Source organism: Streptomyces sp. NPDC002176 (assembly GCF_044903645.1).
In the GTDB taxonomy this organism is placed as follows: domain Bacteria; phylum Actinomycetota; class Actinomycetes; order Streptomycetales; family Streptomycetaceae; genus Streptomyces.
The window spans coordinates 384,878-401,883 of sequence record NZ_JBJDQW010000002.1 but is presented as its reverse complement, the minus strand read 5'-3'; the positions used below and the strand labels follow the sequence as shown (position 1 = coordinate 401,883).

Here is a 17,006-nt window from a genome sequence, read left to right as displayed (position 1 = left end):
GCCTACATTGGAGACCTGGGGCCTGGCCCCTGTCACCGTCGATGTCCGGAGCCCGTCATGTCGGTCACACCCGTACTGGAAGCGGACGCCCTGAGTCGGCAGGACCCCGAGCTGGCCGAGATCCTGCGCGGCGAGCTGGACCGGCAGTCGACGACCCTCCAGCTGACCGCGGCCGAGAACTTCACCTCGCCCGCCGTGCTCGCCACCCTCGGCTCCGCGCTGGCCAACAAGTACGCCGAGGGCTACCCCGGCGCCCGGCACCACGGCGGCTGCGCGCTGGCCGACACCGCCGAACGCATCGCCGTCGAACGGGCCAGGGAGCTGTTCGGCGCCGAACACGCCAACGTCCAGCCCACCACCGGCTCCTCGGCCATCCTGGCCGCCTACGCCGCCGTGCTGCGCCCCGGTGACACCGTCCTCGCCCTCGGCCTCGACGACGGCGGCCACCTCACCCAGGGCTCGCCCGCGAACTTCTCCGGCCGCTGGTTCGACTTCGTCGCCTACGGGCTGGACCCGCGGACCGGGCTCATCGACCACGACCAGGTGCGGCGGCTGGCCCGCGAGCACCGGCCCAAGGCCATCGTGTGCGGCTCCATCGCCTACCCCCGCCATTTCGACTACGCCTTCTTCCGCGAGGTCGCCGACGAGGTCGGGGCCCATCTGATCGTGACCCTCACCCACTCCGCCGGACTGGTCGCCGGGGGAGCGGCGCCGAGTCCGGTGCCGTACGCCGACCTGGTGTGCGCCACCACGCACAAGACGCTGCGCGGACCGCGCGGCGGGCTGATCCTGTGCGGGGCCGGGCTGGCCCGACGGGTCGACCGCGCCGTCTTCCCGTTCACCCAGGGCGGTGCCCAGATGAACAGCGTCGCCGCGAAGGCCGTCGCGTTCGGTGAGGCGGCCACCCCTGCGTTCGCGGCCTACGCCCATCAGACGGTCGCCAACGCGCACGCGCTCGCCGGACACCTGGCCGCCGCCGGGTTCGCGGTCGCCACCGGCGGCACCGACACCCATCTCATCGTCGCCGACCCCGCCCCGCTCGGCATGGACGGCCGCACCGCGCGCGGACGGCTCGCGGCCGCCGGGCTGGTGCTGGACTGCTGTGCGCTTGCGCACACCGGCGGCCGGGCGCTCCGGCTCGGCACGGCCGCCGTCACCACCCAGGGCATGGGGGAACCGGCCATGGCGCGGATCGCCGCGCTGCTGGTCGGCGTCGTCAGCGGCGGGCGGGACCCGGCGGCGGCCCGGGCCGAGGTGCGCGCCCTGACCGCCGATTTCCCGCCCTACCCGGAGTGAGGAGGGGTGGCATACAGGTACGGAAGGCCCGATCCGCAACCGTGCCCGCCACCCGGAAGTCCTCACCATTACCCGTCCCTCGCTAGGGTGAGGGGCTGTGATGGCCAGCGAGATCTGTGGGGATGCCCGTGCGTGAATACCTGCTGACGCTTCTCATCACGGCCGCGGTGACCTACCTGCTGACTGGGCCGGTACGGAAATTCGCGATCGTGGCGGGAGCGATGCCGGAGATCCGGGCACGCGACGTGCACCGGGAGCCCACTCCGCGGCTCGGCGGTATCGCCATGTTCTTCGGACTGTGCGCCGGGCTGCTCGTCGCGGACCACCTGGAGAACCTCAAAGAGGTCTTCGTCAACTCCAACGAGCCCCGTGCCCTGCTGTCCGGGGCCGCGCTGATCTGGCTGATCGGCGTGCTGGACGACAAGTTCGAGATCGACGCCCTGATCAAGCTGGGCGGCCAGATGATCGCCGCCGGTGTGATGGTGGTGCAGGGTCTGACGATCCTGTGGCTGCCGGTGCCCGGTGTGGGGCTGGTCGCCGTCACCCAGTGGCAGGGCACCCTGCTGACCGTCGCCCTGGTCGTCATCACCATCAACGCGGTCAACTTCGTCGACGGCCTCGACGGCCTCGCCGCGGGAATGGTCTGCATCGCCACCGCCGCGTTCTTCATGTACGCCTACCGCATCTGGTACGGCTACGGCATCGAGGCGGCGGCGCCCGCGACTCTGTTCGCGGCGATCCTGATGGGCATGTGTCTGGGCTTCCTGCCGCACAACATGCATCCGGCGCGCATCTTCATGGGCGACTCGGGCTCGATGCTCATCGGCCTGGTGCTGGCGGGCAGCGCCATCTCGGTCACCGGCCAGATCGACCCGGACCGGCTGAACCTGTTCTCCGGTTCCGAGCGCAGCACCGTGCACCAGATGGTGCCCGCGTACATCCCGCTACTGCTGCCGCTGTCGATCATCGCCATCCCGGCCGCCGACCTCGTGCTGGCCATCGTGCGGCGCACCTGGCGCGGCCAGTCGCCGTTCGCGGCGGACCGCGGGCATCTGCACCACCGGCTGCTGGAGATCGGGCACTCGCACAGCCGGGCGGTGCTGATCATGTACTTCTGGTCGGCGCTGATCGGCTTCGGCGTGCTGGCCTACTCGGTCAACTCGGCGTCGATGTGGATCGTGCTCGGGGTGGTCTTCCTCAGTGCCGTCGGACTGGTGATGCTGCTCCTGCCCCGCTTCACCCCGCACGCCCCGCGCTGGGCCGAGCGCTTCGTGCCGCCGCGCTACCGCAGGTACGGGGAGCCCGTGGCGGAGAGCGGCGAGGACGCCCAGGAGACCCCGGTGGAGCCGACCCCCGCGGCGGCCGTGCCGGGCCTCAACGGGGCGACCGCGATCGGCGGCCGTCCGCACTCCACCAAGGGCCGCAAGGTAAGAATCTGACGAGAGCATTGCCCATTCATGGGGGACTCGTGGGGGAGCCGCAGGGGGTCAAATTCCCCCAATACCAGACAACTGGACCCGGCTTCGGCGCAGGCGCGCACCATCACCCTCATGTGTGACAGCTGGCACACTCGGCAGGTAAAGACCTCATCAAATAGTTTGTGATACGGTTCACGAGAACCCCGGACAGAACCGAAGGACCCTAGTGCGACGGTCCGTTGGTGCGAGGTAACGATCACCCGGTCCGGGACTACGCTCGTCCATGACGACACCTGCCCCCTGTGAAAGCGGAGTTGCCGCCATGCCGTCCAATGACGCCCGGATTCTTGCCCAGGCCGCCGTGCCCACGGCTGCCGTCGGCGCGATCGCCGCCGTCGTCAGCGGTGTGGTCGCCGGTGGCAAGGGTGCGATCGGGGCCGTCGTGGGCACACTGATCGTCATCCTCTTCATGGGTATCGGTCTCTTCGTCCTGCAGCGCACCGCAAGGTCGTATCCCCAGCTGTTCCAGATGATGGGCCTGATGCTCTACGCGGCCCAACTCCTGTTGCTGGTCGTCTTCGTGGCCGTGTTCAAGAACACGACCCTGTTCAACCCCCGTGCCTTCGCCATCGTTCTCGTGGTGACCACCCTCGCGTGGATCGCCGCACAGGCGCGTGCCCACATGAAGGCAAAGATCCTCTACGTCGATCCTGATGCTCCGTCGAAGGGCGACAAGCCCAAGAAGACGGACCGTTCGTCGTGAGGGGTAGGGCCGGGATAAAGGCGTGGGGGAGATCCTGCTATCGTCCGGTGCCAACTGCGGCATCGCGGACGCGGGCATCCGAGCTGACGCCTGTTCCACTGCGAGGCGAGATGCCCCCCAGCCGCCCCCACATCCGTCACACCAGTCCCGTGCCGAACCGCGGCCGTACGCCGCGCCGACACAACGAGGTTGCCGTACCTATGCGCCACGATGAAGGAGCCCGCGGTGAGTGCTGAGCCGACGCAGACGCTCGCTTTCGACACGAGCTGCCACCTGTTCACCGGGTGCGGCTTCCCGGCTCCGGGCCTGCACTCGTTCCTGTTCAAGCCGCTCTGGGGCGACGCGGACAGCAACCTGTACTTCAACAAGACGATGCTGCTGGCGCTGATCGGCTCCATCGTCGTCGTGGCCTTCTTCTGGGCCGCCTTCGCCCGACCGAAGGTCGTCCCCGGCAAGCTCCAGATGATCGCCGAGTCCGGCTACGACTTCATCCGGCGCGGCGTCGTCTACGAGACCATCGGCAAGAAGGAGGGCGAGAAGTACGTTCCTCTGGTCGTCTCGCTGTTCTTCTTCGTCTGGATGATGAACCTCTGGTCGATCATCCCGGTCGCCCAGTTCCCGGTGACGGCGATCATCTCGTACCCGGCCGTGCTGGCCGCGATCGTCTACATCCTGTGGGTGAGTCTCACCTTCAAGCGCCAGGGCTTCGTCGGCGCCTTCAAGAACTTCACCGGCTACGACAAGTCGCTCGGCGGGGTGCTCCCGCTGTCGATGACGATCGAGCTGTTCTCGAACCTGCTGGTCCGGCCGTTCACGCACGCCGTGCGACTGTTCGCCAACATGTTCGCCGGTCACACCCTGCTGCTGCTCTTCACGATCGCCAGCTGGTACATGCTGAACGGCATCGGCATCGCCTACTCCGCCGTCTCGTTCGTCATGGTCATCGTGATGACCGCCTTCGAGCTCTTCATCCAGGCTGTCCAGGCGTACGTCTTCGTACTGCTCACGTGCAGCTTCATCCAGGGCGCGCTCGCCGAGCACCACTGAGCACCTGCGCCTCACCCATCCAGAGACATCCGGTGGCCATCCCCCACCGGTCATTGAAAGAGAAGGAAGAACCGGCATGTCCGCTCTCCAGACCCTTGCCGCCGGCGTCGAGATCAAGGGCAACCTCGGCTCCATCGGTTACGGCCTCGCCGCCATCGGCCCGGGCGTCGGCGTCGGCATCATCTTCGGTAACGGCACCCAGGCGCTCGCCCGCCAGCCCGAGGCGGCCGGCCTGATCCGCGCCAACCAGATCCTCGGCTTCGCCTTCTGTGAGGCGCTCGCCCTGATCGGTCTGGTCATGCCGTTCGTCTACCCGAGCTCCTGATCCGACCGACGCCCTTTAGCTAGACGAAAGGCACTGATATGAGCCCCCTGGTAATGCTGGCGGCTGAGGAGGCCGAGAACCCCCTCATCCCGCCGATCCCAGAGCTCGTCATCGGCCTGATCGCCTTTGTCATCGTCTTCGGCTTCCTCGCCTGGAAGCTCCTCCCGAACATCAACAAGGTTCTGGAGGAGCGCCGCGAAGCGATCGAGGGCGGGATCGAGAAGGCCGAGGCCGCGCAGACCGAGGCTCAGAGCGTCCTCGAGCAGTACAAGGCCCAGCTCGCCGAGGCCCGTCACGAGGCCGCCCGGCTGCGCCAGGAGGCTCAGGAGCAGGGTGCGACGCTCATCGCGGAGATGCGGGCCGAGGGCCAGCGTCAGCGCGAGGAGATCGTCACCGCCGGTCACGCCCAGATCGCGGCCGACCGCAAGGCCGCTTCGGCCTCGCTCCGCCAGGACGTCGGCAAGCTCGCCACCGAACTGGCCGGCAAGCTCGTCGGTGAGTCCCTCGAGGACCACGCCCGGCAGAGCCGTGTGATCGACCGCTTCCTCGACGAGCTCGACGAGAAGGCCGAGGCCACGCGATGAACGGAGCGAGCCGCGAGGCCCTGGCAGCCGCACGGGAGCGTCTCGACGCGCTGACCGACTCCACGTCCGTGGACGCCGCGCAGCTCGCCGACGAGCTGGCGGCCGTCACCGCGCTGCTCGACCGCGAGGCCGGCCTGCGCCGGGTCCTCACCGACCCGGCGCAGCCCGCCGAGGCCAAGGCCGAGCTGGTGCAGCGCCTGATCGGCAACCAGGTGAGCGGTCCGACCGCCGACCTGGTGGCCGGGATGGCCCGCTCCCGCTGGTCGCAGCCCCGCGATCTGGTGGACGCGCTGGAGGAGCTGGCGGACATCGCCGACCTCACCGCCGCGGAGAAGTCGGGCACGCTGGACGAGGTCGAGGACGAGCTGTTCCGGTTCGGCCGGATCGTCGCCTCGGACCCGGCCCTGCGTGCCGCGCTGACCGACCGGTCGGCGAGCCCGCAGGCGAAGGCCGAGCTGGTGCACCGGCTGCTGGGCGGACGGGCCAGGCCCGTCACCGAGCGTCTGGTCACCCGACTGGTCTCCGCGCCGCGTGGACGTAGCCTGGAAGCGGGACTCGAGTCCCTGTCCAAGCTGGCCGCGGAGCGCCGGGACCGGCTGGTGGCGACCGTCACCTCGGCGGTGCCGCTGAGCGACGCGCAGAAGCGTCGCCTGGGTGACGCCCTGGCGAAGCTCTACGGCCGCCGGATGCACCTCAACCTGGACGTGGACCCCGATGTGATCGGCGGTATCCGGGTGCAGGTCGGTGACGAGGTCATCAACGGTTCCCTGGCGGACCGGCTGGACGACGCCGCCCGCCGTATGGCGAGCTAGCACGTAAACAAGCAGTACGTAATTACGGCCCGGGTTGGGCCGTGCAGAGGATTCACCTCGTTCAGGGGGGAGTCCGGAGTCAGACATCCCCCCAAAGTGAAACTTCGGGCCCAACAAGGAGAGCAGGGAACCCAGATGGCGGAGCTCACGATCCGGCCGGAGGAGATCCGGGACGCACTGGAGAACTTCGTCCAGTCGTACAAGCCGGACGCGGCCTCGCGCGAGGAGGTCGGTACGGTCACCGTCGCCGGCGACGGCGTCGCGAAGGTCGAGGGTCTTCCCTCGGCCATGGCCAACGAGCTGCTGAAGTTCGAGGACGGCACCCTCGGCCTCGCCCTCAACCTCGAGGAGCGCGAGATCGGTGCCATCGTTCTCGGCGAGTACAGCGGCATCGAGGAGGGCCAGCCGGTGCACCGCACCGGAGAGGTCCTCTCGGTCGCCGTCGGCGACGGCTACCTCGGCCGTGTCGTCGACCCGCTGGGCCAGCCGATCGACGGCCTCGGCGAGGTCGAGACCGACGGCCGCCGCGCCCTCGAACTGCAGGCCCCCACGGTCATGGAGCGCCAGTCGGTGCACCAGCCGATGGAGACGGGCTACATGGCGGTCGACGCCATGACCCCGATCGGCCGCGGCCAGCGCCAGCTCATCATCGGTGACCGCCAGACCGGCAAGACCGCCCTGGCCGTCGACACGATCATCAACCAGCGCGACAACTGGCGCACCGGCGACCCGAACAAGCAGGTCCGCTGCATCTACGTCGCCATCGGCCAGAAGGGCTCCACCATCGCGGGCGTACGCCGCGCGCTGGAGGAGAACGGCGCGCTGGAGTACACGACCATCGTCGCCGCCCCGGCGTCCGACCCGGCCGGCTTCAAGTACCTGGCGCCGTACACCGGTTCCGCCATCGGTCAGCACTGGATGTACCAGGGCAAGCACGTCCTGATCGTCTTCGACGACCTGTCGAAGCAGGCCGACGCCTACCGCGCCGTGTCCCTGCTGCTGCGCCGTCCGCCGGGCCGCGAGGCGTACCCCGGTGACGTCTTCTACCTGCACTCCCGTCTGCTGGAGCGCTGCGCGAAGCTCTCCGACGACATGGGCGCCGGGTCGATGACCGGTCTGCCGATCGTGGAGACGAAGGCCAACGACGTCTCGGCGTTCATCCCGACCAACGTCATCTCCATCACCGACGGCCAGTGCTTCCTGGAGTCGGACCTCTTCAACGCCGGTCAGCGTCCCGCGCTGAACGTCGGTATCTCCGTCTCCCGAGTCGGTGGTTCCGCCCAGCACAAGGCGATGAAGCAGGTCTCCGGCCGACTGCGCGTGGACCTCGCCCAGTTCCGTGAGCTGGAGGCGTTCGCCGCCTTCGGTTCCGACCTGGACCAGGCTTCCAAGAACCAGCTCGACCGCGGTCAGCGGATGACCGAGCTGCTGAAGCAGAACCAGTACCAGCCGATGTCCACCGAGGACCAGGTCGTCTCCGTCTGGGCCGGTGGTACGGGCCGCATGGACGACGTCCCGGTCGACGACGTGCGCCGCTTCGACAAGGAGCTGCTGGAGTTCCTGCACCGCAAGCACCAGGGCCTGATGACCTCCATCAAGGAGGGCGGCAAGATGTCCGACGACACCCTGCAGGCCATCGGTGACGCGATCGCGGAGTTCAAGAAGCAGTTCGAGACCTCGGACGGCAAGCTCCTCGGCGACGACACCCCGGCCTCTCCCGCCAAGTGACGTAAGGAAGGGACCTGACTCATGGGAGCCCAGCTCCGGGTCTACAAGCGTCGCATCCGATCCGTCACCGCGACCAAGAAGATCACCAAGGCGATGGAGATGATCGCCGCCTCGCGTGTCGTCAAGGCGCAGCGCAAGGTGGCGGCCTCCAAGCCGTACGCGGACGAGCTGACCCGCGCGGTCAAGGCGGTCGCCACCGGGTCGAACACCAAGCACCCGCTCACCACGGAGGCCGAGAACCCGACCCGTGCCGCGGTCCTGCTCCTCTCGAGCGACCGCGGCCTGGCCGGCGCCTTCAACTCCAACGCCATCAAGGCGGGCGAGCAGCTGACCGCGCGCCTCGAGCGCGAGGGCAAGCAGGTGGAGACGTTCATCGTCGGCCGCCGCGGTGTCGCGCACTACAACTTCCGTGAGCGCAAGGTCACGGAGTCGTGGACGGGCTTCACCGACGAGCCGACGTACGCGGACGCCAAGAAGGTCGCGGCGCCCCTGATCGAGGCCATCGAGACGCCCGACGTGGACGGCGGTGTGGACGAGCTCTACATCGTCTTCACGGAGTTCGTGTCGATGATGACGCAGACGGCGGTCGCCGAGCGACTGCTGCCGCTGAGCCTCGACGAGGTCGCGGAGGAGAAGACCGGCGACGGTGAGATCCTCCCGCTGTACGACTTCGAGCCCTCGGCGGAGGACGTCCTCGACGCCCTGCTGCCGCGGTACGTGGAGAGCCGCATCTACAACGCGCTGCTCCAGTCGGCCGCTTCGAAGCACGCCGCCACGCGGCGCGCGATGAAGTCGGCCACCGACAACGCGGGCGAGCTGATCAACACGCTCTCCCGTCTTGCCAACGCGGCCCGCCAGGCCGAAATCACCCAGGAAATCAGCGAGATCGTCGGTGGCGCCAGCGCCCTGGCCGACGCGACCGCGGGGAGTGACCGATAAATGACCACCACTGTTGAGACCGCGGCGGCCACGGGTCGCGTCGCCCGCGTCATCGGCCCGGTCGTCGACGTGGAGTTCCCCGTCGACGCGATGCCGGAAATCTACAACGCCCTGACCGTCGAGGTCGCCGACCCGGCGCACGACGGCGAGAAGAAGACGCTGACCCTGGAGGTCGCCCAGCACCTGGGTGACGGCCTGGTCCGCACCATCTCCATGCAGCCCACCGACGGTCTGGTCCGCCAGTCCGTGGTGACGGACAGCGGCGACGCCATCTCCGTCCCGGTCGGCGACTTCACCAAGGGCAAGGTGTTCAACACCCTCGGTGAGGTGCTGAACGTCGACGAGAAGCACACCGGTGAGCGCTGGCCGATCCACCGCAAGGCGCCGAACTTCGACGAGCTCGAGTCGAAGACCGAGATGTTCGAGACGGGCGTCAAGGTCATCGACCTGCTCACCCCGTACGTCAAGGGCGGCAAGATCGGCCTGTTCGGCGGTGCCGGTGTCGGCAAGACGGTGCTCATCCAGGAGATGATCTACCGTGTCGCCAACAACCACGACGGTGTCTCGGTGTTCGCCGGTGTCGGTGAGCGCACGCGTGAGGGCAACGACCTCATCGCGGAGATGACCGAGTCGGGCGTCATCGACAAGACCGCTCTGGTCTTCGGTCAGATGGACGAGCCGCCGGGCACCCGTCTGCGCGTCGCGCTGGCCGGCCTCACCATGGCCGAGTACTTCCGTGACGTCCAGAAGCAGGACGTGCTGTTCTTCATCGACAACATCTTCCGCTTCACGCAGGCCGGTTCCGAGGTCTCCACGCTGCTCGGCCGTATGCCGTCCGCCGTGGGTTACCAGCCGAACCTGGCCGACGAGATGGGCCTCCTCCAGGAGCGCATCACCTCGACGCGCGGTCACTCGATCACCTCGATGCAGGCGATCTACGTCCCCGCGGACGACCTGACCGACCCGGCCCCGGCCACCACGTTCGCCCACCTCGACGCGACGACGGTGCTGTCCCGTCCGATCTCCGAGAAGGGCATCTACCCGGCCGTGGACCCGCTGGACTCCACGTCCCGCATCCTGGACCCGCGGTACATCGCGCAGGACCACTACGACTGCGCCATGCGCGTCAAGAACATCCTGCAGAAGTACAAGGACCTCCAGGACATCATCGCGATCCTCGGTATCGACGAGCTGGGCGAGGAGGACAAGCTCGTCGTCCACCGTGCCCGTCGCGTGGAGCGCTTCCTGTCCCAGAACACCCACGTCGCCAAGCAGTTCACCGGCGTGGACGGTTCGGACGTTCCGGTGGACGAGACCATCGCCGCGTTCAACGCGATCTGCGACGGTGAGTACGACCACTTCCCGGAGCAGGCGTTCTTCATGTGCGGTGGTATCGAGGACCTGAAGAAGAACGCGAAGGAGCTGGGCGTCTCCTGACCCCCGCGCCTTTGACCCGGAGGGGCGGGCCCGCCCCGTCCCTCCAGGTCACGCCCCCTAGAATCGACCCCAACACCCGGCACGACAGCCGGGTGGTGATCCGAGGAGCCAACCTTGGCTGCTGAGCTGCACGTCGAGCTGGTCGCCGCCGACCGCCAGGTCTGGTCCGGCGAGGCCACCCTGGTCGTCGCGCGCACCACGTCCGGCGACATCGGCGTCATGCCCGGTCACCAGCCGCTGCTCGGTGTGCTGCAGTCGGGCCCGGTGACCATCCGTACCAGCGACGGCGGGACCGTCGTCGCCGCGGTGCACGGCGGTTTCATCTCGTTCGCCGACGACAAGCTGTCGCTGCTGGCCGAGGTCGCCGAGCTGGCGGAGGAGATCGACGTCCAGCGCGCCGAGCGCGAGCTGGAGCGTGCGAAGGCCGACGAGGACGCGGACGCCGAGCGCCGCGCCGATGTCCGTCTGCGGGCGGCGACCGCCGCGCGCTGATCCACCGCGCAGTGTGACCCATCATTCAGCCGCGGCCGGCCCGGAGCATTCCGGTGCCGGTCGCGGCTGAGGTGAATCCGGGTGTTTTTCCGGTTCCATTACCTGGCTCTGCGGTTTCATTACCCTGAGCCGAAAGCAGTTCCCCTACCTGGAAGACGAGGAGGTCGGTGCCGATGATCCTCGCTCTGACTGTGTGCGGAATCGTGGTCGCGCTCGTGGTGGTGGGTCTGTTCCTGTTCGGCCTGCGCCGCAGGCTCATCCAGCGGTCCGGCGGCACCTTCGACTGTTCGCTGCGCTGGGACGTGGCCGAGCAGTCCGATGTGAACGGCAAGGGCTGGAGCTACGGCGTCGCCCGCTACAACGGGGACCGCATCGAGTGGTTCCGCGTCTTCTCGTACGCCCTGCGCCCGCGCCGGGTGCTGGAGCGCTCGCGGATCGAGGTGGCCGGTCGTCGGCTGCCGGAGGGCGAGGAGGAGCTGGCGCTGCTGTCCGACGCGGTGATCCTCGCCTGTGTCCACCAGGGTGTCCGGCTCGAACTCGCCATGAGCGAAGACGCGCTGACCGGATTTCTCGCGTGGCTGGAAGCAGCCCCGCCCGGACAGCGCGTCAACGTCGCTTAGGGGCTAGGCCCCCCGAACTTCCCTACGAAATGCCGTTGCTGAGGGCCGTCACCAGTTCACCGTTGCTGGTGTCCCCGGTGAAGTCCCAGAAGAACGCGCCGCCCAGGCCCTGGTTCTTGGCCCAGCTCATCTTGCCCGCGATGGTCGACGGGGTGTCGTACGACCACCAGTTGCTGCCGCAGTGGGCGTAGGCCGTGCCCGCGATGGTGCCGGTGACCGGGCAGGAGCCCTTGAGCACCTTGTAGTCCTCGATGCCCGCCTCGTAGGTGCCCGGAGCGGCTCCGGTGGCGGTGCCGCCGGGGGCGTCCTGGGCGACACCGGTCCAGCCGCGGCCGTAGAAGCCGATGCCGATGAGCAGCTTGCTCGCCGGGACGCCGACCGCCTTGAACTTGGCCATCGCGTCGGCGGTGTTGAAGCCCGCCTTCGGGATGCCGCTGTACGAGGTGAGCGGGGAGTGCGGGGCCGTCGGACCCTTGGCGTCGAAGGCGCCGAAGAAGTCGTACGACATGACGTTGAACCAGTTCATCGACTGCGCGGCGCCCGCGTAGTCGGCGGCCTCGATCTTGCCGCCGCTGGAGCCGTCCGCGGTGACCGCGGCGGTGACCAGGTAGTTGGCGCCGAACTTGGCGCGCAGCGCGGAGGCCACGTTCTTGAAGGCCGCGGCGCCGCTGGTGTCGCAGGACAGACCGCAGGCGTTGGGGTACTCCCAGTCGATGTCGATGCCGTCGAAGACATCGGCCCAGCGCGGGTCCTCGACCAGGTCGTAGCAGGACTGGGCGAACGCGGCCGGGTTCTTCGCCGCCTCGCCGAAGCCGCCGGACCAGGTCCAGCCGCCGAAGGACCACAGCACCTTGATGTTCGGGTACTTGGCCTTCAGCTGGCGCAGCTGGTTGAAGTTGCCGCGCAGCGGCTGGTCCCAGGTGTCGGCGGCGCCGCTGACGGACTGGTCGGCGGTGAACGCCTTGTCGTAGTCGGCGTAGGAGTCGCCGATCGCGCACTTGCCGCCGGTGACGTTGCCGAAGGCGTAGTTGATGTGCGTGATCTTCGAGGCGGAGCCGGACGTCACGATGTTCTTGACGTTGTAGTTCCGGCCGTAGATGCCCCACTCGGTGAAGTAGCCGAGCTTGACCTTGTCGCCGGTCGCGGGCGGCGGGTTGGTGCCGCCGCCGGTGGTGCGCACGGCGGTGGAGCCGCTGGCCGGGCCGGTCTGGTCGGCGGTGTCGCGGGCGCGCACGCTGTAGGAGTAGTCGGTGCCCGCGGTGAGGCCGGTGTCCGTGTACGAGGTGGTGGTGACGGTGGCGACCTTCGCGCCGTCGCGCAGCACGTCGTAGTTCTTGACACCCTTGTCGTCGGTGGCGGCCGACCAGCTCAGCTTGACCGAGGTGTCGGTCACGGCGGAGGCGGTGGGCTTGCCGGGGGCGGAGGGGGCCGCGTCGCCGGGGACCGTGGTTCCGTCACAACTGTCGCCGTTGAGACGGCAGTTGCTCGGGGAGCCGGTGCCCGCGCCGTTGAAGGCGAAGGAGATGGAGGAGCCGGGGGCGACCGAGCCGTTGTACGACTTGTTCTTCGCCGTCCAGTGGGTGCCGGAGGAGGTGACGTCGGCGTCCCAGGCGGAGGAGACGGACGTGCCCGAGGGGAAGTCCCACTCGATCGTCCAGGAGCTGATGGCGGTGGTGCCGGTGTTCTTGACGGTCCACTTGCCTTCGAAGCCGCTGCCCCAGTCCTGGGACTTCACGTAGGACGCGGTGACGTTGGTGGCCGCCTGGGCGGGGGCGGCGAGGCCGACGAGGCCGGCCAGGGGGAGCAGCAGGGTCACGGCACCCGCCGCGACTCTGTGTCTGAAGCGCATGTGCGCCTCCCTCGATGTCGGGGGGAACTTCACGAGGCATGGGGGGCATGACTGAGCCTTCACGCCCATGCTGCCGCGACAATAGAAAGGTCTGGACCAGCGGTCAATAGGTCTGGACCATTTGTTCCGCAATTCGACTTAACCTCAACTCCTCTGCTGCTGTAGGGGTTTGACAGCCCGCGAGGAGAACGCGTGAGTGACTCACCAAGCTCCGGCACCGTCCTGGTGGTGGACGACGACGCCGCGATCCGGCGCTCCCTGGAGCGCGGCCTCCGGCTGCACGGCTTCACGGTGCGCACCGCCGCCGACGGCACCGGGGCGCTCGCCGCCATCGGGCAGGAGCCGCCGGACGTGCTGGTGCTGGACGTGTCGATGCCCGGCCTCAGCGGCATCCAGGTGTGCGCTCGGCTGCGCGACGAGGGCCGTGAACTGCCCGTGCTGATGCTGTCCGCGCTGGACGAGACCGCCGACCGGATCGCCGGGCTCCAGGCGGGCGGCGACGACTACCTCGTGAAGCCCTTCGCCCTCCAGGAACTCGTGCTGCGGCTGCGCGCCCTGCTGCGCCGCAGCCCGCCCACCGGCCGCGAGGTGCTGCGCGAGGCCGGGACCGAGATCGACCTCGGCGCCCGTACCGCCCGGCGCGACGGACGCGTACTCGACCTGACCCGGCGCGAGTTCCAGCTGCTGGAGGTGCTGATGCGCAACGCCGGACTCGTCCTCACCCGCGACCAGCTCCTCGAACGCGTCTGGGGCTACGACTTCGAGGTCCGCACCGACGCCGTCGACACCTTCGTCAGCTATCTGCGCCGGAAACTGGAGGCCGGTGGCGCCCCCCGGCTGGTGCACACCGTGCGCGGGGTCGGCTTCGTGTTCCGGGACGCCTCATGAGGCTCTCCACCCGCGTCGGCCTCGCCGTGGGCTGCACCGTCCCGCTGCTCGTGCTGGCCTCCGGCTGGCTGCTGACCCAGCTGGTCGCCCGCGACCTCCACCGGGCCGGTGACCAGCATCTGCGGCAGCGCGCCGCCGCCATCGCCCCGGACGCCCGCGCCCTGCTGCGCGCCTCGGCGGGTCACCGCCCCAAGATCGCCGACCAGCGCGAACGGCGGCTGTTCAGCGCCGCCCTCGATGTCGGCGTACGCGTCCAGGGACCGGACGGCGTCTTCAGCGGCGGCCCCCAGCCCGGCCCCTCGGCCCGGCTGCCCCGACGGGCCGCCGGACCGGTCACGATCCGGGACGGCGCCCGGAGCTGGCGCGGGCTGGCCCGGCCGGTGCCCGGCGGCACCCTGTGGGTGTTCGCCCCCGACACCGCCGACCGGGCCCAGGTGCTGCTGGTCCGGCGCCGGGTCGTGTTCACCGCGCTGCTCGCCGCGCCCGCCTCCGGCCTGCTCGCCTGGGTGCTGGCGAGCGGCGCCAGCGCCCCGCTGCGCCGCCTCACCCGCCGCACCGCCGGTCTCGACCCGCGCACCAGCGGCGTACGGCCCGAACCGGAGCGGACCGGGGTCACCGAGGTCGACGAACTGAGCGCCACCCTGCGCACCGTCCTCGCCCGCTACGACGAACAGGCCGCCCGCACCGCCGAGGCGCTCGACACCGCCCGCTCCTTCTCCTCGGCCGCCGCGCACGAACTGCGCACCCCGCTGATGAGCATGGGCACCAATCTCGACGTCCTCGGCCTCCCCGGCCTGCCCGAGCCGGACCGGGACGAGGCACTGACCGACCTGCGCCTCGAACATGCCCGGCTGCTCCACCTGTTGGTGATGCTCCGGGAGCTGGGCCGGGGCGACCTGGTGGAGGCCGAGACCTTCGACGCCGTGGAGCTGGCCGACCTCGCCGACGCCGCCGTGGCCGAGGTGCGGCGCCGGGACCGGGGCGCCGACATCGCCCTGGCCGCGGAACCGGGGCTCACCGTGCCCGGCTGGGAGCCGGGCCTGCGGCTGCTGCTGGACAACCTGCTGGCCAACGCCCTCGCCCACGGCCGCGATCCGGCGGGCGTCGCGCGGATACGGGTCGACGTGCGGCGGGCCGGGGAGCAGGCGGTCGTCGTGGTGACCGACCAGGGGCCCGGCATACCGCCCGCGTGCCGTGAGCGGCTCTTCGAGCGGTTCCAGCGCGGCCCGGACAGCACCGGCTCCGGGCTCGGACTCACCCTCGTCGCCCAGCAGACCGCGCTGCACCGGGGCAGCGTCGGCGTCACCGACGGCCCGTACGGCACCGGTGCCCGCTTCGAGGTGCGGCTGCCACTGGACGGCACCGGGGCACCGGGACGGCGGGACTGGCTGATCGGCACGGCCGGGGCGAACCGGTCACAAGGTTTCCCCAAAGAGACCTCCTAGCCTCCGGGGCGACGGACGGCACCACAGCCCGTCCCGGACGTGAACGGAGACGCACATGGACGCACGACGAAGCACCCGTACCCTCCTCGCGGGCCTGGCCACCGCGGCGCTGCTGGCGGGCTCGGCCGGTGCCGCGTCCGCCGCCGACGCCTCTCCCAGCGCCAAGCCCGCCGCGAAGGCCGCGGGTGACGGGGCGCGAGCCCTGTGCAAGCGGGCGCCGAAGATCGACAAGCGCATCGACCGCGCCCTGAAGCGACTCGACGCGGGCAAGGCCCGCCGCGGCTCGGTGGCCCGGCTCCAGCAGCGCGTCGACAACGCCAAGAAGGCCGGTCACACCGAGATCGCCACCTTCCTCCAGGGCCGCCTCGACACCCGCGAGTCGCTGAAGAAGGACCTGGAGCAGCGGAAGAAGGACCTCGCCGGAGTCAAGACCTGGTGCGAGAAGAACGACGACGGCAAGAAGGACAGCGGCAAGTGAGGCGCGGACCCTGGCGCGTGGCGGCCGCCATCACCCTGACCGCCCTCGCGGCCCTCACCACGGCCTGCGGCCACGACGACGCCGCCACCCCGTCCAGCACCCCTTCGGGCTACGCGGACATGAAGCAGAAGGTGGACGCGGCGGAGTCCGCAGCCGCCGCGGCCGACCGCGACGCCACGAGCGACGCGGACCGGTAGGGGCCGCCGGAGCGGTCGGAACGGGGGCGTCTCGTGGCGGCGCCCCCGCCGCCGTACCCGCGCCTAGCGCTCCCCGCCCGGTACCCACAGCACGTCGCCGGTCTCCTTGTTGGCCGTGCGGGCCAGGATGAAGAGGAGGTCGGAGAGGCGGTTGAGGTAGGTCGCGGTGAGGGGGTTCATGGTGTCGCCGTGGGCCTCCAGCGCCGCCCAGGTGGAGCGTTCGGCGCGGCGGACCACCGTGCACGCCTGGTGCAGCAGGGCCGCGCCGGGGGTGCCGCCGGGCAGGATGAACGAGCGGAGCTTCTCGAGTCGCTCGTTGAAGCGGTCGCAGTCCTGCTCCAGCCGGTCCACGTAGAACTGCTCGACCCTGAGCGGCGGGTACTCCGGGTTCTCGACCACCGGCGTGGACAGGTCGGCGCCCACGTCGAACAGGTCGTTCTGCACCCGGGTGAGGACCGTGACGACCTCCTCCTCCAGCCCGCCCAGCGCGATGGCGGTACCGATCACCGCGTTCGCCTCGTTGGCGTCCGCGTACGCGGAGATCCTGAGGTCGGTCTTGGCGGTCCGGCTCATGTCCCCGAGGGCGGTGGTGCCCTGGTCGCCGGTCCTGGTGTAGATGCGCGTCAGATTGACCATACGGCCAGCCTAGTTGCCCCAAAGGGCGCGAAGCGGTGCGGATTTGACGCCT

At 69.6% G+C, this 17,006-nt stretch carries 18 protein-coding genes; 16 read left to right on the top strand and 2 right to left on the bottom strand.

From position 1 onward, the window contains the following. The first annotated feature begins 57 nt into the window (after positions 1-57). The 12 genes from glyA (at position 58) to ACI2LY_RS09970 (ending at position 11,461) form a co-directional block, all read left to right on the top strand. Positions 58-1,296, top strand: a complete 1,239-nt coding sequence (gene glyA / locus ACI2LY_RS10025; RefSeq protein ID WP_404706756.1) for a serine hydroxymethyltransferase — start codon at positions 58-60, stop codon at positions 1,294-1,296. A gap of 128 nt (positions 1,297-1,424) precedes the next feature. Next, complete coding sequence (locus ACI2LY_RS10020; protein ID WP_404706755.1) at positions 1,425-2,735, top strand: MraY family glycosyltransferase; 1,311 nt, start codon at positions 1,425-1,427, stop codon at positions 2,733-2,735. Positions 2,736-3,036: 301 nt separating this feature from the next. Then, positions 3,037-3,477 (top strand): hypothetical protein, encoded by a 441-nt coding sequence (locus ACI2LY_RS10015; protein ID WP_388995429.1) that lies wholly within the window; start codon positions 3,037-3,039, stop codon positions 3,475-3,477. 210 nt (positions 3,478-3,687) lie between these two features. Then, on the top strand, positions 3,688-4,524 hold the full coding sequence (gene atpB / locus ACI2LY_RS10010) for a F0F1 ATP synthase subunit A (RefSeq protein ID WP_404706754.1): 837 nt from the start codon (positions 3,688-3,690) through the stop codon (positions 4,522-4,524). A 76-nt stretch (positions 4,525-4,600) separates the two neighbouring features. After that, positions 4,601-4,849, top strand: a complete 249-nt coding sequence (locus ACI2LY_RS10005) for an ATP synthase subunit C (protein WP_030610088.1) — start codon at positions 4,601-4,603, stop codon at positions 4,847-4,849. A 38-nt stretch (positions 4,850-4,887) separates the two neighbouring features. Continuing rightward, a complete protein-coding gene (locus tag ACI2LY_RS10000; protein ID WP_388995417.1) occupies positions 4,888-5,433 on the top strand; it encodes a F0F1 ATP synthase subunit B in 546 nt (181 codons plus the stop codon). After that, positions 5,430-6,245 (top strand): F0F1 ATP synthase subunit delta, encoded by an 816-nt coding sequence (locus ACI2LY_RS09995; protein ID WP_404706753.1) that lies wholly within the window; start codon positions 5,430-5,432, stop codon positions 6,243-6,245. The genes ACI2LY_RS10000 and ACI2LY_RS09995 overlap by 4 nt, the downstream gene beginning before the upstream one ends. Before the next feature lie 135 nt (positions 6,246-6,380). Continuing rightward, entirely contained in the window at positions 6,381-7,973 is a 1,593-nt protein-coding gene (gene atpA / locus ACI2LY_RS09990) for a F0F1 ATP synthase subunit alpha (RefSeq protein ID WP_388995411.1), read from the top strand. Between the two features lie 21 nt (positions 7,974-7,994). After that, positions 7,995-8,912, top strand: coding sequence for a F0F1 ATP synthase subunit gamma (locus ACI2LY_RS09985; protein ID WP_393596140.1), 918 nt, complete (start codon positions 7,995-7,997; stop codon positions 8,910-8,912). Then, positions 8,913-10,349 carry a F0F1 ATP synthase subunit beta gene (atpD, locus tag ACI2LY_RS09980; RefSeq protein ID WP_161145746.1) on the top strand — a complete coding sequence of 479 codons (1,437 nt, stop codon included), beginning with the start codon at positions 8,913-8,915 and terminating at the stop codon, positions 10,347-10,349. It abuts the gene before it with no gap. 114 nt (positions 10,350-10,463) lie between these two features. Beyond that, positions 10,464-10,841 carry a F0F1 ATP synthase subunit epsilon gene (locus ACI2LY_RS09975; protein ID WP_388995404.1) on the top strand — a complete coding sequence of 126 codons (378 nt, stop codon included), beginning with the start codon at positions 10,464-10,466 and terminating at the stop codon, positions 10,839-10,841. A 173-nt stretch (positions 10,842-11,014) separates the two neighbouring features. After that, on the top strand, positions 11,015-11,461 hold the full coding sequence (locus ACI2LY_RS09970) for a DUF2550 domain-containing protein (RefSeq protein WP_404706752.1): 447 nt from the start codon (positions 11,015-11,017) through the stop codon (positions 11,459-11,461). 22 nt (positions 11,462-11,483) lie between these two features. Here the strand turns inward: ACI2LY_RS09970 and ACI2LY_RS09965 are convergent, their stop codons facing one another. Next, complete coding sequence (locus ACI2LY_RS09965; protein ID WP_404706751.1) at positions 11,484-13,310, bottom strand: glycosyl hydrolase family 18 protein; 1,827 nt, start codon at positions 13,308-13,310, stop codon at positions 11,484-11,486. Between the two features lie 192 nt (positions 13,311-13,502). On the opposite strand from ACI2LY_RS09965, the gene ACI2LY_RS09960 reads away from it, so the two are divergent. Genes ACI2LY_RS09960 through ACI2LY_RS09945 form a run of 4 tightly spaced genes read left to right on the top strand, consistent with a single transcriptional unit; the run spans position 13,503 to position 16,318 of the window. Then, positions 13,503-14,198 (top strand): response regulator transcription factor, encoded by a 696-nt coding sequence (locus ACI2LY_RS09960; RefSeq protein ID WP_404706750.1) that lies wholly within the window; start codon positions 13,503-13,505, stop codon positions 14,196-14,198. Further along, positions 14,195-15,643: a sensor histidine kinase gene (locus ACI2LY_RS09955; RefSeq protein WP_404706749.1), complete on the top strand. Its 1,449-nt coding sequence runs from the start codon at positions 14,195-14,197 to the stop codon at positions 15,641-15,643. The genes ACI2LY_RS09960 and ACI2LY_RS09955 overlap by 4 nt, the downstream gene beginning before the upstream one ends. Positions 15,644-15,698: 55 nt before the next feature. Continuing rightward, positions 15,699-16,121, top strand: coding sequence for a hypothetical protein (locus ACI2LY_RS09950; RefSeq protein ID WP_404706748.1), 423 nt, complete (start codon positions 15,699-15,701; stop codon positions 16,119-16,121). Continuing rightward, positions 16,118-16,318 (top strand): hypothetical protein, encoded by a 201-nt coding sequence (locus ACI2LY_RS09945; RefSeq protein ID WP_404706747.1) that lies wholly within the window; start codon positions 16,118-16,120, stop codon positions 16,316-16,318. Before ACI2LY_RS09950 ends, ACI2LY_RS09945 begins: the two co-directional genes overlap by 4 nt. A 63-nt stretch (positions 16,319-16,381) precedes the next feature. Here the strand turns inward: ACI2LY_RS09945 and ACI2LY_RS09940 are convergent, their stop codons facing one another. Then, positions 16,382-16,954, bottom strand: a complete 573-nt coding sequence (locus tag ACI2LY_RS09940) for a cob(I)yrinic acid a,c-diamide adenosyltransferase (RefSeq protein ID WP_404706746.1) — start codon at positions 16,952-16,954, stop codon at positions 16,382-16,384. Positions 16,955-17,006 lie beyond the last annotated feature (52 nt).